The sequence below is a fragment of the Spiroplasma sp. ald genome, from assembly GCF_044714355.1.
Taxonomy (GTDB): Bacteria; Bacillota_I; Bacilli_A; order Mycoplasmatales; family Mycoplasmataceae; genus Spiroplasma; species Spiroplasma phoeniceum.
In genome coordinates, this window is sequence record NZ_RXFY01000006.1 from 1 (window position 1) to 23,214 (window position 23,214).

The 23,214-nt window shown below is 28.4% G+C and carries 18 protein-coding genes and 2 pseudogenes; 1 reads left to right on the plus strand and 19 read right to left on the minus strand.

The genetic code is table 4. The features are described from left to right. Positions 1-98 precede the first annotated feature (98 nt). The 11 genes and pseudogenes from EHU54_RS00765 to tpiA all read right to left on the minus strand — a co-directional run. Positions 99-293: pseudogene (locus tag EHU54_RS00765) on the minus strand (phosphate ABC transporter ATP-binding protein); the annotation flags it as partial. 39 nt (positions 294-332) lie between these two features. Next, positions 333-1,244 (minus strand): ATP-binding protein, encoded by a 912-nt coding sequence (locus EHU54_RS00770; protein WP_400248403.1) that lies wholly within the window; start codon positions 1,242-1,244, stop codon positions 333-335. Between the two features lie 28 nt (positions 1,245-1,272). Then, on the minus strand, positions 1,273-2,520 hold the full coding sequence (locus EHU54_RS00775; protein ID WP_400248404.1) for a DnaD domain protein: 1,248 nt from the start codon (positions 2,518-2,520) through the stop codon (positions 1,273-1,275). 166 nt (positions 2,521-2,686) lie between these two features. Next, positions 2,687-3,391, minus strand: coding sequence for a folate family ECF transporter S component (locus tag EHU54_RS00780; RefSeq protein ID WP_400248406.1), 705 nt, complete (start codon positions 3,389-3,391; stop codon positions 2,687-2,689). A gap of 3 nt (positions 3,392-3,394) precedes the next feature. Then, positions 3,395-4,519, minus strand: coding sequence for a bifunctional folylpolyglutamate synthase/dihydrofolate synthase (locus EHU54_RS00785; protein ID WP_400248407.1), 1,125 nt, complete (start codon positions 4,517-4,519; stop codon positions 3,395-3,397). Between the two features lie 9 nt (positions 4,520-4,528). Then, positions 4,529-7,366: an excinuclease ABC subunit UvrA gene (gene uvrA / locus EHU54_RS00790; RefSeq protein WP_400248409.1), complete on the minus strand. Its 2,838-nt coding sequence runs from the start codon at positions 7,364-7,366 to the stop codon at positions 4,529-4,531. A gap of 146 nt (positions 7,367-7,512) precedes the next feature. Beyond that, positions 7,513-7,836: a hypothetical protein gene (locus tag EHU54_RS00795; protein WP_400248410.1), complete on the minus strand. Its 324-nt coding sequence runs from the start codon at positions 7,834-7,836 to the stop codon at positions 7,513-7,515. 48 nt (positions 7,837-7,884) lie between these two features. After that, positions 7,885-8,454, minus strand: a complete 570-nt coding sequence (locus EHU54_RS00800) for a hypothetical protein (RefSeq protein WP_400248411.1) — start codon at positions 8,452-8,454, stop codon at positions 7,885-7,887. A 108-nt stretch (positions 8,455-8,562) separates the two neighbouring features. Then, positions 8,563-8,805 (minus strand): annotated as a pseudogene (locus EHU54_RS00805) (GIY-YIG nuclease family protein); the annotation flags it as partial. 64 nt (positions 8,806-8,869) lie between these two features. Beyond that, positions 8,870-10,402 carry an ABC-F family ATP-binding cassette domain-containing protein gene (locus EHU54_RS00810; protein ID WP_400248412.1) on the minus strand — a complete coding sequence of 511 codons (1,533 nt, stop codon included), beginning with the start codon at positions 10,400-10,402 and terminating at the stop codon, positions 8,870-8,872. A 106-nt stretch (positions 10,403-10,508) separates the two neighbouring features. Beyond that, positions 10,509-11,264 (minus strand): triose-phosphate isomerase, encoded by a 756-nt coding sequence (tpiA, locus tag EHU54_RS00815; RefSeq protein ID WP_400248414.1) that lies wholly within the window; start codon positions 11,262-11,264, stop codon positions 10,509-10,511. Between the two features lie 110 nt (positions 11,265-11,374). On the opposite strand from tpiA, the gene EHU54_RS00820 reads away from it, so the two are divergent. Further along, positions 11,375-11,731 (plus strand): rhodanese-like domain-containing protein, encoded by a 357-nt coding sequence (locus tag EHU54_RS00820; RefSeq protein ID WP_400248415.1) that lies wholly within the window; start codon positions 11,375-11,377, stop codon positions 11,729-11,731. Here the strand turns inward: EHU54_RS00820 and EHU54_RS00825 are convergent. From EHU54_RS00825 to uvrB, 8 genes are all read right to left on the minus strand, one after another. Beyond that, positions 11,721-13,139, minus strand: a complete 1,419-nt coding sequence (locus EHU54_RS00825) for an APC family permease (RefSeq protein WP_400248416.1) — start codon at positions 13,137-13,139, stop codon at positions 11,721-11,723. The two genes, EHU54_RS00820 and EHU54_RS00825, sit on opposite strands and share 11 nt — an antisense overlap. 64 nt (positions 13,140-13,203) lie before the next feature. Continuing rightward, positions 13,204-14,139 (minus strand): DNA-binding protein WhiA, encoded by a 936-nt coding sequence (gene whiA / locus EHU54_RS00830; RefSeq protein WP_400248418.1) that lies wholly within the window; start codon positions 14,137-14,139, stop codon positions 13,204-13,206. 64 nt (positions 14,140-14,203) lie between these two features. Continuing rightward, positions 14,204-16,594: a preprotein translocase subunit SecA gene (secA, locus tag EHU54_RS00835; protein WP_400248419.1), complete on the minus strand. Its 2,391-nt coding sequence runs from the start codon at positions 16,592-16,594 to the stop codon at positions 14,204-14,206. A gap of 120 nt (positions 16,595-16,714) precedes the next feature. Then, positions 16,715-17,953, minus strand: coding sequence for a phosphoglycerate kinase (locus tag EHU54_RS00840; RefSeq protein ID WP_400248420.1), 1,239 nt, complete (start codon positions 17,951-17,953; stop codon positions 16,715-16,717). 63 nt (positions 17,954-18,016) lie between these two features. Then, positions 18,017-18,958: a thioredoxin-disulfide reductase gene (trxB, locus tag EHU54_RS00845; RefSeq protein ID WP_400248421.1), complete on the minus strand. Its 942-nt coding sequence runs from the start codon at positions 18,956-18,958 to the stop codon at positions 18,017-18,019. After that, entirely contained in the window at positions 18,942-20,147 is a 1,206-nt protein-coding gene (locus tag EHU54_RS00850) for a prolipoprotein diacylglyceryl transferase (RefSeq protein ID WP_400248422.1), read from the minus strand. Before EHU54_RS00850 ends, trxB begins: the two co-directional genes overlap by 17 nt. Positions 20,148-20,168: 21 nt before the next feature. Beyond that, on the minus strand, positions 20,169-21,092 hold the full coding sequence (gene hprK, locus EHU54_RS00855; RefSeq protein WP_400248424.1) for an HPr(Ser) kinase/phosphatase: 924 nt from the start codon (positions 21,090-21,092) through the stop codon (positions 20,169-20,171). A 39-nt stretch (positions 21,093-21,131) separates the two neighbouring features. After that, positions 21,132-23,096, minus strand: coding sequence for an excinuclease ABC subunit UvrB (uvrB, locus tag EHU54_RS00860; RefSeq protein WP_400248425.1), 1,965 nt, complete (start codon positions 23,094-23,096; stop codon positions 21,132-21,134). Positions 23,097-23,214: the final 118 nt, after the last annotated feature.

Here is a 23,214-nt window from a genome sequence, read left to right on the forward strand (position 1 = left end):
TCAAATTTATCAAATTTCATAATTTTAGATTCCTATAATTTCTATTTTAAATATATTTTATAGGAATTTTAAAATAACTAGGTTATGCAAGAAGTCTATTCTATTAACTGTCCTATTCAAAAAAATGCAGTATAATCAGAAATTCGTGCCGCTTGTTGTAAAGAGTGTGTTACAATAATAATTGTAAAATTCTTTTTTAAATCCAAAATTAACTCTTCAACTTTAGCAGTTGCAATTGGATCTAATGCACTTGTTGGTTCATCCATTAACAAAATTTCTGGTTTTAACGCAATTGTACGATTTGTAGCAAGCACCCCCAACAGATAACATTCCTAGCCTGTTAACTTTTCCACATAATCCTCATCAGTTCTCCTGCTATTTCCTAACAATTCTAATTCGGTTGCTAACCCCCGAATCCGATCAACAATTCTTAATGCTTTTACTTTATTAATTTCTTTATCATTAATTTCAGTTTTAACATTTGCATAAATCGTTGTTAAAGCTGTTGTTGTAAAATTTGATGAAAAAAAAGTTGGCAGTCGACGACTAATACGGTCATTTAGAATACGAAATAATAAATCATCACGAACTCATGGAGAAACTGTTTCTCCGCCAATATCATCTAAAAATAAAACATCCGCTCCTAATAAAATTTCTACTAATGATGATTCACTATTAAAAAAATTAAATGATTCCTTTACTCGATTAATTAAATTAATTACTGAAATAAAAGCAACTTTACGATTATTATTTGCTAACACATTAGCTAAGCGAATTAATAAATAAGTTTTACCAACTCCTGGCTGACCATGAATATATAAACCTTTTTTTCGTTGACCTTTAACAAAGTTAACCATTTCACCAATAATAAGATGCATATTATTAAAATTTTCATCTTTTTTAATATCATTTAATCGTAATTTTAATAATTCATCACTAAAGTCATAATAAAGATAATTATTTTTAACTTTATTTTTTTCTTTAATAGCTATTGTATGATTACATTCAACTCGTGTTAAAAACAAATTATTATTTTCTTTTTTAATATAATATTTGTAACCTTTAAAGGATTGTTGGCATAAAGATAAAGATGATGTTTTTTCACACTGATAATAATTTTTTAAATATTCTTGAAAGAGTGTCTCAAACTGTTGATAATTATTAATATCAAACGCAATTTCTTGTAAATTAAGTATTAACTCTGCATTATTTTGAAGTTGTTTTAATAAATTTAGTTTTGACATTGCCCCAATCTCTCTTTCATTTTTACTATTATAAATTTTTTAAATCATCTAATAATTGTGTAAGATCAACTTTTTTAATTCCTTGTTCTTGTCGTTTTTGTTCATAAATTTTATTATATTCTAATTCAGCCATATTATGTTTAACTATTTTTTCTTTCCATTGATATGTTTTTGCTTTAATAGCATCTTTTGTAACTTTACTTTTTTGTGTTTTTGCATAAGCACCACGTAAATGCTCCATCGCTTTATCAACAGTATTAATTTGTAATTGATGAAAAGTGTTTGCAATTTTTTCACAATACTTTCTTTCAATTCGATGAGCATTTTTAAATCAAACATATTCAATTAAACAATTAACTACCCCTGGTGTTAATGAATAATTAATAATTAAATCGCGAATTAATTCAATTTCAATTGGTGTTGGCTTCTTATTTTCTCGTAGTAAAGTTAAGTATTGAATTGGATCAATTGAAACCATTTCATTAATTTTTGCTTCTAACATGTTAGTTGGCTTAATAACATTTTCATTATTAACAATTAAATTTAATTGTTCTCCATTAAGTTGTTTCTTTAATATTGTTTTTTGATGAAAATCAGATAGTAAATGTTGAAATGTTTCATAATTAAAAATTCGTTCTTTGGCAGTTAACTCAATACTTTTATAAATAAAAATAGCAAGATTATTTGTTAAAACATTGTAATAATTTGCTAACTGGATAATTTTTTCACGATATGGTAAATATAATTTATGATTTGCATTTTTTGATGCTAAGTATTTATCAATATAAACAAAATCAAATGTCATTGTTTCATCACTTAATTGACCAGATAAATCATTATGCTTCTGTTTACCCTCTTGCTGATTAACAATAAATTTAGCTTTAATAATTGCAAAAGATTTTTCTCCTACAATATTCAATAAATAATTTCTTAAAATTTGATTTTCAAAAAAAGCAATTGCGGAAATTGGTAATTGTGGTTTTAAAATATAGTGCTTTCCTTTTTCACGTTTTAAATTTTTTAATAAACCAATTGTTTCTAATTTACTTTTTGCTACTAAAAATTCATCATATGATATTTGTAATAATGTTAAAAGATTGTCTAAATGATATTTAGTATTTAATTCTAAGATGAAATCTTGTGCTGTTAAGGCAATATATAACATATGTGCTTTATCGCCAATAATTGGTCGATATAAACATAAAAGTAACATACGTTCATCATCTGACAATTGATACTCTTGTTTAATTAAATAAGTAGTTTCTTTTTCCATCATTTTCCCGTTCCTCTTTGTTTAATCATTAATAATATTACAATGAACAATTAATAAGTAAAATATAATTTGTTAAAATAATGCTATTAGCTGACTTATCCACAATCTTTTTTAAATAAAACAGTTATAATTATTAAGTTTTTAAAACTTTTCCACATATAAACAACTTTTAACTATTATATCTTTTCTGTTTTTTAAATTTAATTGGTGTTAAAACTAATAATTCTTTTTGGGTGCATCATAAAGCAAGATTATGACGTGAAGTAATTAATTTATATAAAATAGTAAAACTTGAAATAACCATTGGTAAATAAATTGCTAATTGAATTGGAAACTTAATTGCTTTAATAACAAAAGCCATTGGGAAAAGAACTTGTTTTAGACCGATTGCATATAATCATAAAACATTAAATGCAAATGAAATTAAAGCAAACCCTATTGCATATAAGATAATTGTTTTTAATATTCAAAATTTATCAGTTTTAAATAAAAAAACCATACTTCCTAAAAAACCATATAAAGCAAGATTAAAGGAAAAACCACTATGATATGTTCCACCAATATTTATCAAATCCCCTAAAGCATCAGTAGCAAGACCACTCAATACACCCAAAAATGGTCCAAATAACATTCCAATCACAAAAATTAAAAAGTTACCTAATGCTAATTGAATTACTCCTCCTCCCATAAATGGGAACGGAATAGTATAACTAATGATATTTGTTAAAATAACAGATAATGCAATTAATAAACTTATAATTGTAATTGTTAAAATACTAATTTTTTTTCAATTTTTATAATCTAATAATACCCCAAGATAAAATAAAATAGCATTCCCTAAACAAGCACCAATATTTGTTAATATATATAGCATATTTTACACCCTCTCTAAATAAAACTGATAAACCAACGGAATAAAATATAGCGACCCACAAACTAAAATATTTTTTGTTTTATTTTGTAATAATATTTTTTTTCAATTTTTAACTTTGTTCTGCATCTTAATATTATTAATGTCTCATGACATTGGATGCTGAAATTCCGTAATATATAAATTATTGTCAAAATGTTCCTTCAATAAAGTTAAATTTTGCATATAATCTTTTTTTTGTGAAGAAGCATATAATACTAATACTTCATTTCGATTCAAATTATGTAACATTTCAAAAGTATAAATACAGGCACGAATTCCTTCTGGATTATGTGCTCCATCAATAATAAAATACGGATTTTTACTTAGTTGGGTAAAACGCCCTAAGACTGGGTTCACTTTAAAAAGCTCATAATTAATTTTAAACTTAAAAATTTTTAAAAACTTAATAACTAAGCCAACATTAAATTCTTGGTAATAATTAATTGCTTGTGAGTAAACTTCGCTTGTAATAATATTATCCGAATTATAATATTTTGCAATTAAATTAAAATGTTTTTTACAACTAGCACTAATAAAAAGTTGACAATTGTTTTTTGCAACTCCAACTTTATTTTGAATAATACTATCCAAAGTATTGCCTAATATCTCAGTATGTTCATAATCAATTGAAGTTAATAAAACAGCTAATTGATTATTAAAAACATTCGTTGCATCTAAACAACCACCAATTCCAGCTTCAATAATTGCAATATCAATTTTTTGCTCTAAAAAATATTTAATACAAATTAAAACTCAAATTTCAAAAAAAGTTAATTGATAAGTTTTAATTTCTTCTTTAATTTCTTTGATAATTCGTTTTAAATCACTATCACTAATCATCTTGATATTAATTTTAATTCGTTCATTATGTTTTGAAAATGCTGGTGATGTAAAAAGACCTACCCGTTGATAATTTAACATTAACTGGCGGTGTAAGTAATTTGAAACTGATCCCTTTCCGTTTGTACCAACAACATTAATTACTTTAATTTTATTTTGTGCATCCGCATATTTTTCTGTTAATAATTTTGCCAAATTATATTTTTTTTGAAAAAACGTTGCCTTAAAAAGTTGTTTTTTAACATCCATTGTAACCTCTTACTTTAATAAAGGTTTTAAATATTGCGCTGTATAACTAGTGCCACTTTTTAAAACAAGTTGTTCTGGTATTCCTGTTGCAACAATCATACCACCACCAATGCCACCTTCTGGTCCTAAATCAATAATATAATCAGCCATTTTAATAACATCTAAATTATGTTCAATCGTAATAACAGTATCACCATTATCAACAATTTTATTCAAAACTACTAACAATCTTTTAACATCATCAACATGTAATCCCGTTGTTGGTTCATCTAATAAAAATAAAGTTTTTCCCGTTGTCCGTTTTAACAAGAAGGTTGATAACTTAACCCGTTGGGCTTCTCCACCAGACAATTCTGTTGCTGATTGACCTAATTTAATATAACCTAACCCAACCTCTTGCATTGTTCCTAACTTCTGACTAATTTTTGGTTGTGCCGCAAAAAAATCACAAGCTTGGTCAACTGTCATTTCTAAAACATCATAAATATTTTTATCTTTGAATTTAACTAATAATGTTTCATCATTATAACGTTTCCCTTCACAAACTTCACAAGAAACATAAACCGTTGGTAGAAAGTGCATTGAAATCTTAATAATTCCATCACCTTGACAATGTTCACAACGTCCACCTGGCACATTAAACGAAAAACGACCCTTCAAATACCCTCGTGCTTTAGCTTCATTTGTATCGGCAAATAAATCACGAATATCATCAAAAACTGATGTATAAGTTGCTGGATTACTCCGTGGTGTTTTCCCAATTGGATCTTGGGAAATATTAATTATTTTATCAATGTTATCAATCCCAACGATTTTATCATGTGCCCCTGGTCGTTCAGTTGCTAACCCTAAATTTTTCTTAATACCCTTTCATAAAATTTCATTCATTAAAGTTGATTTACCACTTCCTGAAACACCCGTTAAACAAACAAATTTATTTAAAGGAATTGTAACATTAATATTTTTTAAATTGTTTTCTCGTGCTCCTTTAATTTCTAATACTAATCCATTACCACCACGCCGTTTTTTTGGCACATCAATTGCTAATTCACCAGTTAAATATTTACCAGTAATTGAATTTGGGTTTTGTTGAATATCATCAATACTTCCCGTAGCAACAACTTGCCCCCCATTAATTCCTGCACGTGGACCAATGTCAATAATATAATCACTAGCACGAATCGTATCTTCATCGTGCTCAACAACAATTAAAGTATTTCCTAAATCACGTAAACTTTTTAATGTTTCAATTAATTTATCATTATCTCGTTGGTGTAATCCAATTGAAGGTTCATCAAGAACATACAAAACCCCTGTTAATTGACTACCAATTTGCGTTGCTAATCGAATTCGTTGAGCTTCTCCACCTGATAATGTTGAAGCATTACGTGATAACGTTAAATAACCTAATCCAACACGACTTAAAAAATCCAAACGATTAACTAATTCATTAATAATTAATCGTGCAATTTCTTGTTGTGATTCTGTTAATTTTAAATTCAAAACTTCTTTTAATTCATCTTCAACAGATAAATCAGTAAATTCAGAAATACTAATATTATTAATCTTAACTGATAAAGGAATTTCATTTAATCGCTTTCCTAAACAAGTTCCACATTTTTTATCTGTCATAAATTGTTTATAATATTCACGTTGTGATTCACTTGATGTTTCCGTATAGCGACGTTCAATTAATTGCCCAATTCCTTCAATATAATCATATCCCCGCATAATGTTCCCACTAGCTGTTTTTAAATTATATTCAATTGGTTCATCACTACCACGAATCAAATATTCTAGTTGCTCTTTTGTCAAATCACTGACGGGTTGTTCTAACACAATATGATAATGATTAGCTAAAACTTTAAACTTTTGCCATTCAATATTTGTTGTATTAACAATATTTTTTAAATAAATAATTGCCCCTTGTAAAATTGATAATGACCGATTAGGTATCAATAAATCTTCATCAACTTCTAATTTTACTCCCAATCCTTTACATTCGCTACAAGCTCCTGAGGGTGAATTAAATGAAAATAATCGTGGTTCTAATTCCGGAATAACAAAACCACAAATACTACATGAATAATTAGTTGAAAAAAGCATTTCCTTTTTTTGATCAGCAAAATCAATTTTTACTAATGCATTACCATATTTTAACGCTACTTCAATTGCATCATGAATTCGACTTAATAAATCTGCTGATTCTTTATAAACCAAGCGGTCAATAATAATATCAATATTTTGTCGTTTATTTTTATCTAATTCAATTTCTTCATCTAAAGTTTTGATTTCATCATTAACCTTGACACGAATAAAACTTTCTTGTTTTAAACGTGCAAATAAATCTTTAAAACTACCTTTCTTATCACGAACTACTGGCGACAAAATATTAAATTTTTCACCTTCTGTTAAAAGTTGTTTTAAATTATTTATTATTTCTTTAACTGTTACTGATTTAATAACCCCATGACCATTAATACAATATGGTGTCCCAACGCGAGCATATAATAAACGTAAATAATCATAAATTTCAGTAACTGTTCCAACAGTACTGCGAGGATTATGACTAGTTGTTTTTTGATCAATAGAAATCGCTGGTGACAAACCTTCAATTGCATCAACATCAGGTTTTTCATTTCCACCTAAAAATTGGCGAGCATAACTTGATAGACTTTCAATATAACGGCGTCTTCCTTCTGCATAAATGGTATTAAAAGCTAATGATGATTTTCCACTTCCTGATAAACCAGTAAAAACAACTAATTTATCTTTAGGCACCTTAACATCAATATTCTTTAAATTATTCTCTCGAGCGCCTTTAACAACGATTCAATCTTTTCCCATTCTCTCACCCTCTTAATTAGTTTTTTGTAAATTAGCATCATAAAATAATCTTATTTTTAAAAAAGAAAATTGTAAATTTTTAATATATACAAATGATTAAATCTAAGTTTAAAAAATCTAACATTAACTGTCACAGATTAATAAAATTAGTTAAGTTCTGTCACAATTTGACTTACTTTGGTTTCAACAAAATAAGCATATTCTTTAATTAATTCTTCTTGTCCTTCTAAAAAGAATAAAATTTTCATGATTTTTTCTTTTAGATCTGAAACTTCTTCATCACTACTATAATTTTCAATAAAATAGATTTCAACTAATTGCTCTGCAATTTCTTCATCATCAACTGATTGTTCATAATAATTATTGTAATTAGCTTCATTTAGAACTTCGCCAATAAAATCACGAAAAAGTTTATCATCATTAATTTTAGTTTTAATTTCTAATAATAATTCCTTTAATTCTGGTTTCATAACTTCCTTCCTTGTTTAGTTTAAACTACTTATATTGTACTATATAAATTAATTATTTGTTTGAAGAAATAATTTGTTATATTGCTTCAAATATTTAGCACGATGTTCATTAATTGCAAGCAATTGCTTACTAATTAATGTTTCTTTCGTTAAAAATTCATTTTTTTCAATTTCAAATGGTTTTAAAATTAGAATTACAACATTTTGTAATCTTAATACTAATTCTTGATTATCCAATAATTGAATAGCATTAGTTAATATTTTTTCATAATTAAAGCCTGCTAAAGAATCATTTACGGGGCCAATTAGTTTGGCGTTCCTTTTTAAAAGTAATCGTTGTAAACGCTCATATTCATCATCAAAATAATTTCGTTTAATATAAAACTCAACTTCTTTTTCAAAATCATTAGTATTTTTTGATTTTTTGCGACGAAAAATATTACGATGGTTACCAGTTGTATATGCTTTAGCAACTAAATTTGATAAATCCGTTGTTAAATCAATATTTTCTTCAACCTTTACTGTTACAATAAACAAAACTCATACGACATAACCAATAAAAATTTGATTATTTTTGTCATTAAAATCATAATATTTTAAAATATCTAAGCAAGTCATAATATCATTACGCAGTGATTCTGTTTGATAACGATGATATAGTTTAGTTAATTCATCAACTAAAACTTTAATATTACTATCTATCCTACCCCCCGCTTTATGCTCCTATTATAATTTTACCATATCTGATGAAATTACAAATGGTAAATTAATATTATGTTCTTGCAAAAAGATAATTTTTTCTAACCGTGATAATTGCTTAAAAGCGGCTTCACGTTGCATTGCTGCAGAACGAGTTGCATATTCTTCACTATAAATTATTTTGACTGGTCGTCGTTTTGCTAAAGCGGTATATTTTGCCCCAATGCCCATATTATGTTCTTTTTTGCGCCGTCTTAAATCAACCGTATAACCAGCATAGAGTGTTTAATCAGCACAGAATAAGACATAAAAATAATGTTTTTGCATCATATTGCTAAACCATCGTTTCAAAATCAAGCACCTTGTCAGCTCAATTAACATTAAAATTAATATCATGCGTTGTAATTAGAACTGTTCCATCAAAGGCTTGAATTGTTTCTAACAATGCTTCTTTGGCCAAAACATCAATATGGTTCGTTGGTTCATCTAAAATTAGTAAACTACATGGTTGTAAAGATAATGCCGATAACCGAACCTTTGTTTGTTCACCACCCGACAATTTTGTCATCTGATTTTGCATTAAAGTACTTTTAACGCCAAAGTTGGCTAAAATACTTCGAATTCGCCCTTCTTCCAAGTCTGGATATAAGTTTTTTAAATATTCAATTGGTGTCATATCCATTAATTGTTCAATTTGATGAAAATACGCAATAACTACTCCATTACCAATTTTTAATGTTCCACCTAACTTAGGAATATTTCCTGCTAAAGTATTTAGAAAGGTTGTTTTTCCAATTCCATTATATCCTCGCACAATACATTTTTCACCATCACGAATATCAAATGTTAATGGCTTAATTAAAGGAAACTGATATCCTATTGCTAATTGCTCTGCACTAATAATAGTCGTACTAGCTGGTTTCTTATATTTAAAAACAAATTTTGGTTTTGTTAATTCATGCCTTTTATCCATTACCTCAATTTTATCAATTTGTTTTTGCCGTGACTGGGCACTTCTTGCTGTTGAAGCACGCGCCTTATTTTTTGCGACATAAGTTTCCAATTTTTTAATTAGACGTTCTTGCCCTTTTTGTGCTTTATCATATTGTTCATTTTTTAATTCACTTAATGCTAAATATTGTTGATAATTACCAACATAGCGATTAATGCTTAAGTTTTCAATAGCATAAATCACTTTTGCTACTTTATTAATAAAATCAATATCATGCGAAACAACTAGAAACGCTTTTTTATAATTTTGTAAAAATTTGGCTAATCATTCAACTTGTTCTAAATCTAAAAAGTTAGTTGGTTCATCTAATAACAAAAAATCATTTTCTGATAATAATAACTTTGCTAGGATAACTTTTCCTCGTTGACCACCCGATAATTCGGATAATTTAACATTCAATTTTTCTGGATCAATTCCTAAACCATCAACTAAACTACGAATTTCCTTATCAATTGTTTCAAAACCATTTTGATCTAAGTGTTCTTGTAATTTCAGTGCTTTGACAAGTTCATCTTCATCATAATTAAGACTCATTTTTTCATAAATTGCATGAATTTTTTCCTCAATTTCAAATAAATGTTGATATGTTAATTTTAAAAATTGATCAACTGTTAATGTTTCATCTAACTCTTGGTGTTGGTCTAAATAACCAATTTTTACTCTTGGATGCAACTCAATGTTTGCTTCATCAGGAGTAAGTTTTCCATAAATAATACTTAATAATGTTGTTTTCCCTGTTCCATTTGCTCCAATTAAAGCTAAATGTTCACCTTTATTAATTCGAATTGCTGAATTTTTATATAAAACTTTCCCACCGTTAGCATGACTTAAATTTTCAATATTAATTAAACTCATTTTAACCTCAATCTTTTATTCCAAGATATAATTATATCTTATTTTAAGAAAAATAAAAAGAAGTTAAATCACTCAAGGTTAACTTCTGAAAATAAAATCTTATTTATTATTTTTTATTATTAATTATTTTTACTAACCCTAAAAAAGTTTTCGGTTCTAAACTAGCACCGCCAACCAAAGCACCATCAATATCTGGCTGAGCTAATAATTCTTGAATATTTTCCGGTTTAACACTGCCTCCATATTGAATCCGTATCATATTTGCTACTACTTCATCATAAAGATTAGCAATTTTTGCTCGGATTATTGCACAAACATTTTGTGCAATCTCAGCTGTTGCTGTTTTCTCTGTCCCAATTGCTCAAATTGGTTCATAAGCAATAACAATTGTTTTTGCATCTTCAAAATCAATACCTTGTAATGCTTTTTCAATTTGTGTTTCAACAATTTGCTGTGTTTCATTGTTTTCATATTGTTGTAATGTTTCACCACAGCAAATAATCGGCACCATCCCTTTTGCTAAGATTTTTTTTGCTTTTAAGTTTACTGTTTCATTTGTCTCATTAAACATTTCACGACGTTCTGAGTGTCCAATAATAACATGTGTAATCTTTAAAGCTTGCAACATTTCAACTGAAATTTCACCAGTAAAAGCCCCAAAATCTTCATAATGACAATTTTGAGCCGCAATAATTAAATGATGCGCATGTTGTTTTGCCACTACTAAATTAATAAATGGTACTGCAATACCAGCTTCAAGTTTTAAATCATGACATACATTATCAACTTGTTTTAAAAAGTCAATTGTTTCATCCGTTGTTTTATGCATTTTTCAATTTCCAATAATAATTGGTTTTCGCATTCTTCTCCCTCGTTTCTATCTAACATTTTAATTATATACTTAAATTTTAATGATTTCTTAATAAAATATTAACTTTCTTAATGTTATAATGTTTTCATAGAGGTGAAAAGATGTTTTTATCAGCATTTGAAATGAAATACAATACTAAATCAATTAAAAAACTACCAAAAATTAATAATTCAGATAAATGGTTAATTATTGATATTCGTCCAAAAGAAGAATGAATTGAAAGTCATATTATTAATAGTATTAATATTCCTCATCATCTTTTTCGTTTAATTTATTCGAAAAAAGTAACTAAAAATAAAAAAATTATTTTTGTTTCAAGTGCTGGCCATTCTCATTTAGATTTATACCGTTTATTAAAAAAACATAATTTTAAAGTTTATATTCTTCTTGGTGGATGAAAAAAAGTTCATCAAACTGATGAACTTGACAAAATTCTTACTTATAATCTTATTGATTAACATTATTAATCAATGAGGTTTTTATTTTTACTTCACCAGCAGGTGGTGTTGCTTTATGCCATAATAATAATTCATTAATACCTCATATTACTAATGTTCCCCCAATAATAATTAATAAACTATATAAAGTTTTATGATTACTACTATAAGCAAAAAAATTATACATAATATAACCTATTGAACCTATTAACAAGAAAAGAGAAAAACCAGCATAATAATACATTCCTTTTACTTTTGCTACTTCTACTCGTTTTGTATAACGATTAACACAAACAGCAATAATTAAACTAATATAACATAGAAAAGCAGTAAAACTAACGGCATTAGAAGAAAGATCTAATAAATACATTGGATCACCTATAACGCCAAGACTAAGTCCCATTAATATTAAATTGAAACAAACAGTAATTGCCATTTGAATCAAACCAATTTGTTGATAACTTAATTCTTTCTTTCGAATATAAACAAGATTTTCTTCTTGCACTGTATGTCCAAATGAAGGAGCTACAAAGGTTAAACCATTAATACTCATTAATGCTGTTAACATAATAAATCACATTAAGACTTTTGCAATTGGACCACCAAGGAGATTTTTAAATAAAGTAAAAACACTACCATCATTTGTTCCTAAAAACAAAGAAATAACTTCTAAAATATAAAAAATAGTAATAAATAACATTGCAGCAAATAATGCTTTTGGAACAACATTTTTGTTAGAAACTTCTTTTTGTAATCCTGCAGCATAAATAAAACCATCAAATGAAAATAATACTGGTAAAATCCCCATAAAAAAGTTACCAAACTTTAATTCCCTATATTTATCAAAAACATTATTTTCAATTGGAGCAACAAAGCCTATAACTAGACTAACTAGTAAAGGAATAAATTTAAAAAATGTTCCAATTGTTTGAACTCATTTACCAACATTTCGGAAAAAAATATTTATTAAGTAAAATAAAATTAAAATAACAAGGCCAACAGCACTCGCAATTATATGTTGTGTTTCCTTACTAATGCTTTGCACTTCTAGTGCATCAAACATTGCATTAATACTAAAAATTGGGAAAAGACCTAATAAAATTGGAAAATAAAAAAAGATATAAAATAATGCTATTAAACTACCAACTTGCCGACCAATTAAAATATTAGCCCATGATGGTAATGTTCCATGTCCACTTTTAGTTTTTACTCATGTAACTTCAATAAAGACCATAATCATTGCCATTCCTAAAATTCCAACTAAAATCCATAATCCAATTGATAAATAAGGATTTTGAGTAAAATATAAAAGATGTCCTTCTGAAGTATCATTTTTTAAATAAATTCCAATTCCAATTGTAATTCCAACCGCTGTTGAAAAAACAGTTAAAAATTCAAAAAATTTAACGTGCTTTTTAGGCTTTCCCATTAGTTTTTCCTCCATTTTTAATGACCTATTTTAATAAAAAATAATAAATGAATTATAACATAAATTATTTTATATTTTCATAATATTTTTTCTTAATTTCACGAAATAAGTGGTTTACTCCCGATTTTGAAATTTCAATACTAGTTTCATTTTCTAATAATGCTGACAAATCTTGCAACGATGCATCGGGATAAGCAATTCGTAATAAAGCTACTTTTTTGGTATTTTCATTTAGTTCATCAAACAAATCATGTTCAAGTAAATAATTAATCATTGCAACTTGTTCTTCCCCAGCTTTAATTGCTTTTTGTTGATTTGAAATTTCAATATTATTTAAACGATTAATACTATTAACCATATCCCTTGAAATACGAGTATTTTCAAAAGCAAGGACACTATTAATTGCATCAATTAATTTTAAGAAATCTGAAACTAAAATTGATTTTTTTAAATAACAAACATAACGATCATGACGGACAATTATCTTAAATGGAAAATGAAATTTATGCAATAATTTTTGAAAATATTGTGCTGAAACTTCATCATTAAACTGAACTTCTAAATGATAATTACTTGTTTCTGGTGAATTAACACTACCACAAGCAACAAAAATGCCTGCAATATAAGCACGTTGTTGTCGTTCATTTCATTCCGATGAGATGGCAACAAATTTTTGATTAGTTTCTGCATCAAAAATTTGTAGGTCTTTTAATATTTCAGTAGCTCGTTCTTTAATTCGTAAACTGAAGGTTTTGCTATTTTTTAATTTTGTGCCTTGAACAATAATGATGTCAATTTTAACTTGATATAAATGTTTTAAAAACGTATAAATTGTTCGAATAATTATATTACTAATTGAGGTTACTTCAAAGTTAAAAAAATGATTACTAATATTTAATGTCATATTATATTTAACAAAACCAGTTAAAAAAGCTTTCTGACACATTTGGTCAAATTCTTTTCTAACAATTTCCTCTTTTACTTTCAACGCAAAGCTCATCTTTATCCCCCATTCTAATTTAATAATACAGAAAAACCACTACTTTAGCATAGTGGTTTATTAATTACCCTTTTTGTTTAAATTCTCGAATTTCTTGTTCTGAATCATGAAACGGTTCAGCTTGAATATCACCATCAATTTTGCGAATAACAACATTTGCTAATTTAATTACAACTTCATGTGCAATTGATAATTGCATATGCTCAAATAATTTTGCAGCTTCTTCAACATAAGCGTGTAATGGATTTGTTTGAGCATAACTTCGTAAGTAAATTCCACTTCGTAATTTACTTGCTTGATCAATATGTTTTGTTCAATAATCATCAAACGAAGTAATAATTGCACTTCGTTCAATTTGATTAATAACATCAGCAGGAACATCTTCTGTTCGCGCTAAATAAAATTCATTCATTTTTGTTGCCACATATTTAGCAACTTCTTCTCGCTTCATTTTTTCCATGGCTGCTTTATCTAACACATTAACTGCAACAACTTTATCACTAATCCCCTTAATTAAGTCATCATAATGAATAAATCATTCCCCATGCGATTCATTACCAAACATTTTGGTTAAATCATAAGCTGCCGAATATTGCATTTTTTTAATAATTGGTTTTAAATCAGTTGCTGTTAAAATTTGATCACGTCGTGCATACATTGCTTCACGATGTTGTGCTAAAACATTATCATAATCTAAAATATGTTTTCGTTGATCAAAATTCATTCCCTCAACTTTTTTTTGTGCATTAGAAATTGCTCTTGTTAACATTCGTGATTGAATAAAATCCGAACCTAACCGAGCAAAAATTCGACGTAGGCGATCCCCGCCAAAGCGCATCATTAATTCATCATCCATCGCAACATAAAAGCGCGAAAAACCAGGATCTCCTTGTCGTCCTGCTCGCCCTCGTAACTGGTTATCAATTCGACGTGCTTCGTTTCGTTCAACTCCAAAAACAGCTAATCCTCCAATTTCTTTAACACCATCACCTAACTTAATGTCTGTTCCCCGACCAGCCATATTTGTTGCTAAAGTAATAGCTCCTTTTTCACCAGCTTTTGCAATAATGTCTGCTTCACGCTCATGATTTTTCGCATTTAACATTTCAAATTTTAAGTTAGCATTTCGTAAATAATGCGACACAATTTCTGATGAATCAACTGAAGTTGTTCCAATTAAAATTGGTTGTCCCTTTTCATGCAAAGCAATAATTTCTTTCATCATTGCTTGCATTTTTGCATCACGATTTGCAAACATATAATCAGCTTCATCACGACGAATTAATGGGCGATTAGTTGGAACTTGAATTACACGCATATTATAAATTTTAATAAATTCTTCTTCCTCTGTTTTTGCAGTACCAGTCATCCCACTTAATTTATTATATAATCGGAAAAAGTTTTGGTAAGTAATTGTTGCCATTGTCACTGTTTCTTCTTCAATATCAACACGTTCCTTTGCTTGTAATGATTGTTGCAAACCATCACTATAAGCACGTCCCGGCATTAAACGGCCAGTAAACTGATCAATTAAAATAATTTCATTATTTTGAACAACATATTCAACACCATTTTTAAAAACAAAATTAGTTTTTAAAGCATTTAGGATTAAATGGTATAATTCAGTATTTTTAATATCAAATAAAGAATTAATTGAAAAGATTTTTTCTGCTTTAGTAATTCCTTCTGGAGTTAAATAAACTTGTTTTGTTTCTAAATCAATTTCAAGATCATTATCTCGTGATAATGATTTTGCAAAATGATCAGTTGCTTGATATTGCGGTGTTCGGTTTTGACGTCCCCCCGAAATAATTAATGGCGTTCTTGATTCATCAATTAAAATTGAATCAGCCTCATCAATAATGGCATAATTTAATCCTCGTTGGACTTTCTCGCTGTAAACTTTTACCATATTATCTCGTAAATAATCAAATCCTAATTCAGCATTAGTAGTATAAGTAATATCACAACTATATGCTTCTCTTTTTGCATCTTTAGTAATATCACGAGAATTTAAACCAACTGTTAAACCTAAAAAACTAAAAACTTGACCATTGATTTCTGAATCCCGTCTTGATAAATATTCATTAACAGTAATAACATGAACACCCTTACCAGTTAAACCATTCAAATATGTTGGCATTAAAGCAGTTAAAGTTTTTCCTTCCCCTGTTTTCATTTCAGCCACATCACCTTCATGAAGAACAATGCCCCCAATTAGTTGGACACGATAAGCATGTAATCCTAAAATTCGACGAGCTGCTTCACGGGCAACAGCAAATGCTTCAACTAAAATATCATCTAATGTAGCACCTTCTGCTAACTTTGTTTTAAATTCATTTGTCTTTTCTTTTAATGCATCATCAGACAATGCTTGCATTGTTTCATCTAACGCCATAATTTTATCTGCTATTTTCCCATGTTTTTTTACAATTTTACGATCGCTAACTGCCATTCAACTATCTCCTCTATTCTATATAATTATAAACATTCACATTTATTTTATCATAAAAAACAATAGTTGGCATAGTTGTTCCATTTTGACAAAAAAACGACATTTTGTCGTTTTATTATATTATTTATTTTGAACAGCTTCAATACCATGCAGTGGTTTCCCTTCCATATATTCTAAGCTAGCACCACCACCAGTTGAAATATGCGTAAATTTATCTTTATATCCTAATTGAATTGCCGCTGCAGCTGAATCGCCTCCTCCGATTAAAGTAAAGGCTCCTTTTAGTTCAGCAATTACTTCACAAACAGCTTTTGTTCCAATACTATAATTTTTAAATTCAAAAACTCCCATTGGTCCATTTCAAGCAACCGTTTTTGCATCCGCTAATTCTTTTTTAAATAATTCAATTGTTTTGGGACCAATATCTAATCCCATATAACCATCATCAATATCCAAACCTGTTGTAACTTTTGCTGGTACATCAGCAAATTCAGGTGCTTCTAATGCATCAATTGGTAAAATAATTTTTCCTTTTGCTTTTGCTAAAAAGGTTTTAGCAATTTCAACTTTATCAACTTCTAATAATGAATTTCCAATTTTGTGACCTTGAGCAGCAAAAAAAGTATATGCCATTCCACCACCAATTAAAATCTTATCTGCTTTTGTTAATAAATGTTCAATTACCCCAATTTTATCGGAAACTTTTGCTCCACCAATAATAGCAACAAATGGTTTAACTGGATTGTCTACTCCTTGTGACAACATTTTTACTTCTTTTTCCACTAAAAATCCTAAACATGATTCAGCAATATTTTCTGCAATCCCAACATTTGAAGCATGAGCACGATGCGCAGTTCCAAATGCATCATTAACAAAAACATCACCTAAACTTGCTCAATATTTCCCTAAAGCATAATCATTTTTGCTTTCTCGTTTTGCAGTTGCTTTACCATCACTATCAACACTAATTTGACCATTACTATTAATAATATCAGCAAAGCGTGTATTTTGAAATAAAATTACATCTTGATTATGCATTTCATCAATAGCTTCTTCCAATTGTTTTCCTTCAAAAACATTAATAAACTTAACTGGTTGTCCTAATTTTTGTTCTAATACCTTTGCCACTGGCGCCATATCACGTTTTTCTAAATCATCAACTGTTTTAACTTTCCCTAAATGAGAAAATAAAATTACTTTTGCTTCTTGTGCTAACAAATATTTAATTGTGGGTAAAGCTGCAGTAATCCGATTATCATCAGTAACTTGCCCATCCTTCATTGGCACATTAAAATCAACACGGACTAAAACTTTTTTTCCTTTAACTTGAACATCTTTTAATTCTTTTTTGTTTGTCATAAATCCTTCTCACTTTCTTTTTCATCTTTATCCAATATATATCTTACCGCAAAAAATACCTTTTTAATGACAACTATTAAGGTATTCTAAGGCAAATTGCGCTGCTTTTGCTCCATCATTAATCGCAGTTGCAATTTGTCGTAATGTTGTATTTGTCACATCACCAGCGGCATATAATCCTGGCAATGCTGTTAAACATTTATTATTAACAATAAAATAGCCTTCTTCATTTAAAACTCCTAAGTTTTTTGCAAAATCACTAACTGGAATCGCCCCAATATATGGGAAAATAGCACTAACTGGTAAATTATCAATTTTACCTGTTTTCACATTTTTAATAACAACTGTTGTCACCCGTTTTTCGGTCACATCCTTAATTTCAGTTACTATTGTATCAACAATAAAATTAATTTTAGGCTGTGCTTTTACTTTATTCACAATATTATTATCAGCACGAAATTCATCACGACGATGAATTAGATAAACTTTATTAACAAAGCGCGCTAAATAAAGAGCTTCTTCAAGAGCAGAATAGCCTCCCCCAACAACAACTACATCTTTTTCTTTATATAAAGCGCCATCACAAACTGCACAATATGAAACTCCATGTCATTCTAATTCTAATTCACCAGGCACTCCTAATTTACGTTCAACTGTTCCGGTTGCAACAATAACTGCTTTTGCTAATAAGATTTTTTTTGAAAATAACTCTAATTTAAACAAATTATCTTGTCTTATAATATTTGTCACACGATCAGCAATATATGGGATTTTTAATTTTTGGGTTTGTTCAAACATTTTCATGGCTAATTCATAGCCTTGAATATTATCAAAACCAGGATAATTTTCAATTTCACTTGTCTTTGTTACTTTTCCTCCTGGTGCTCCTTTTTCAATCATTGCAATATTTGCCATTGCTCGTGCAGCATAAATTCCTGCTGTCATCCCACCAGGACCAGCTCCAATAATTAAAATATCATATATTTCATTAGTATTGTTTTTCATATAATCATCCGCCTTTTTTTCATTTTATAACAGCTATCCATTGGGCAAATAATATTAAAATAATACCAATTACAATCATTAAACTAAGAATAACATAATCCAATGTTCGCATATTTTTTAAAAATAAATCATGATCATCTCGTTGTGTTTCTAAAATAATCCGAATGAAATTATAACCAGCAATATACATCCCAGTTTTAATTCCACAACGGAAAATTTTTAAACGATGAGGGTTTTCTATTTTTTCTAATTCTCGGACATCAGCTGTAAAAATTTGTTTTAATCGTGCACCACAATATTTCCAATGTGCTTTCATCACTTGTTTTTTTGTCATCTTATGTTTATTTTTAAAATAAACTTTTTTCAAATTTATTTGTTGTGATAAATTATTAACAACCATTGGATCGGGTTTGATATCATAATATCATTTTGCTCAAACACCTTTTCACGATAACTGCATAAAATCGGGTTCTTCTTTTTTAAACCTTCAATAATAACTATAACGAAATATTAATGGTAATGCAATCACAATTAAGAATCATAATAAAATATTAGCCAATGATTCATATAGAAAAATTGGTTGAAAATATTGCACATTATTAAAATCAGTTGGGTCAACAGGGTTTCCATTAATCCCAATTGCCTCTGTTGGATGAAAATTATTTGGTACCGGAGTTGGGACATATCATTTAAATAAATTATCACGAATAAAACTTGGCAATCACATTAATTGTTCGCGTGCAATTGGTGCTCCTAATAATTCATGATTAAAAAAATTACCTCATCGCCCAATTGCTTGTGCTAACAAAATATTTGGAACAATTAAATCAGCATATACTCATAACGAAATATTATGTTTTCGTGATTCAAAACCAAATCAAATTCAGCCGGCAATTAAACCAAAAATTAGCCCCCCATGAATACTCATTCCTGGTTCTCAGAAAGCAAATAATGTAAAAAAGAAAATTGGATTTTTAACATCATATTTACCAAAAAAACTAGCCCCTAATAAAGCAATCGGTGTAATCACAAAAATTCCTCAGTAAAATCCTTGCGTTGGAATATCACGTTTACGAAAATTAATTCATGATAAAATAATGGTAATTGCAAAACCACAAAAAATTAAAAATCAATAAGGACGAAATCAATTTCCATAAGTATAGTGGGCAATTCATGTTGCTAAATTCACGTTATAAACTCCTTCTCAATTCTATTTTGAATATTCTTTAAAACGATCTTGTAAAATTTGCATCGAAGAAATTCCTGCTTCATCTAATTTTAATTTTGAAACTGCTGTCTCAACTAATTCACTAACATTACGCCCATATGTAACTGGAATTGTTACAATTGGTACCTTTGTATCTAAAATTTTAATATGTTTATACTTAGATCCTAATCGGTCAATTGATTTATATTGTTCATCATTTAAATGAATTAATTCAATTACTAAATCAATTTTTGATTCATCTAATAACACTTGCAAACCATAAATTTTACTTAAATCTAAGATTCCTAAACCACGGACTTCAATTAAATTTTTTAACATTTCATGTGATTGCCCATATAATCTATTATTTCGTTGCTGAATAATAATCCGATCATCACCAACAAACAAATGATTTTTTTTAATTAATTCTAATGTCATTTCTGATTTTCCAATTCCTGATTTTCCTTTTAATAAAATTCCTTTTCCAAAAACATTAATTAATGATGCATGTTCTTCTGTTACTGGCGCGAAATGTTCATCAAAAAATTCTAATACCATTTGATATAAACGACTTGTTGTAATATTGCTTGCACGAACAACTGGACAACTGTGTTTTTCCGCAATTTCTAATAATAATTTATCAGTAAATTTTTCCGTTAAAATAATCATTGGAATATTTTCATTTAAAATATACTCATAGCGCTCTCTTCTTTCTTTTTCACTTAAGGTATTCACAAATAATTGCTCTTTATTTGATAACAAAACTACCCGACGATTACTATTATTTTTTTCAAAATCAAAGCCAGCTAATTCTAATCCTGGTCGATTAAGACCATAAATTTTAATAGGTCGATTAAGACCTTCCCTTCCAACTAACACCTCGTAGCCAAATTTATCAACAAGATCTTTTACAATAAACTTTGTCATTCCCAGTTCCTCCCTGTAAATTAATACTATCACAAATCATTATTCTGCTTCAATTTCAATAATAATATCGCGTAATTCTGCAGCTCGTTCAAAATCAAGTTTTTTACTTGCCTCATACATTTCTTTTCGTAAATCTTGTAGTAATCTTTCTTTAGCTGTTTTATATTCTTTTGATTTTTTATTTTTAATGTTATGTAATTTATCATCTTGACGTTTAATATTAGTATAATCACGAATATTCTTAATAATTGTTGTTGGAGTAATATGATATTTCAAATTATATGCCTCTTGAATTTGCCGACGGCGAGCAGTTTCTCGCATTGCTTTTTGCATTGATTCAGAAACACTATCAGCATATAAAATAACATGCCCAGCCTCATTCCTTGCAGCACGACCAATTGTTTGAATTAAACTTCGTTCATTTCGTAAAAATCCTTGCTTATCAGCATCAAGAATACAAATTAATGATACTTCTGGAATATCAATTCCTTCACGAATTAAGTTAACACCAACAATACAATCATAAACTCCTTTTCGTAAATCCAATAAGATTTGACTACGTTCTAAAGTTTTTAATTCACTATGTAAATATGCAACTTTAACATTTTGTTCTTGTAAGTAACTTGTTAAATCTTCTGACATCCGAATTGTTAAAGTAGTAATAAAAACACGGTCATTTTTTTTCCGACGAATTTTTACTTGTTCAATAATATCATCAATTTGTCCTACTGTTGATTTTACTTCTACGGTTGGATCTAATAATCCCGTTGGACGAATAATTTGTTCAACCACTTCATTATTTACTAAACCTAATTCATAATCACCCGGCGTTGCTGAAACATAAATAACATTTTTTAATTTTTGATTAAATTCATCAAAATTTAAGGGACGATTATCTAATGCACTTTTTAAACGAAAACCATAATTTACTAAGGTTTCTTTTCGACTTCGATCTGTGTTATACATTGCTCGAATTTGTGGCAATGACATATGTGATTCATCAATAATAGTTAAAAAATCTTGGCCAAAAAAATCAATCAAAGTATACGGTGCTTCACCTTCTTCGCGTAAATCTAAATGTCGTGAATAGTTTTCAATTCCAGAACATATTCCACTTTCACGAAGTAAATCTAAATCATATTCAGTTCGTTGTTTTAAACGTTGTAATTCAACAATTTTTCCAGCTGCTTCTAATTCAGATAAGCGAACTTTTAATTCTGCTTCAATTTGTTTAATTGCTTCAGCTAAGCGTTCTGGAGAAGTAATATAATCTTGCGCTGGAAAAATTGTTAATGTTGATAACCGCTGTGTAACATCACCAGTAATTCTATCAATATAAGCTAAATCATCAATTTCATCTCCAAACAAATCAATGCGAATAAAAGTTTTAACATTTCACCCTGGAACAATTTTAATTACATCACCTTTAGCACTAAAACTGCCTGGAATCAATTCAATATCATTACGAACATATCCTGATGATACTAAAAAATTGGCTAAATCTTTTTTACTAATTTTTTGATTACGATTAATTTGCAAAAAAGATTTTTTATATTCATTTGGATCTTGTGCTCCATAAATTGCAGCAACAGAAGCCACGACAATAACATCTTTACGAGTTGTTAAAGCATTAAAAGCACTTAACCGCATCATGTCTAACTCCATATTTTGGCGAGCATCTTTATTAATGTATAAATCTTTTCCTGGCAAATAAGCTTCCGGTTGATAAAAATCAAAGTTTGAAACAAAATACTCAACACGATTTTCTGGAAACATTTCTTTTAACTCAACATATAATTGCATTGCTAATGTTTTATTATGTGCCATCACCAATGTTGGTTTTTGATAATTTTCAATAACATTTGCCATTGTAAATGTTTTTCCAGTTCCCGTTGCTCCTAATAAAACTTGATGTTTTTTATTTGCTAATAAATTGGTAGTTAATTTTTCAATTGCCAGGGGTTGATCACCTGCTGGCAAATAATTTGATGTTAATTTAAACACTATTTCACTACTCCTTTATAATTTTGCTTTTCTATAATTATATCAATCTTCCTTATAATTATTTTAAAAATAAAAAAGTAAAATTCCTTTTACTTTTTTAGCCATTAGTAATATTAGC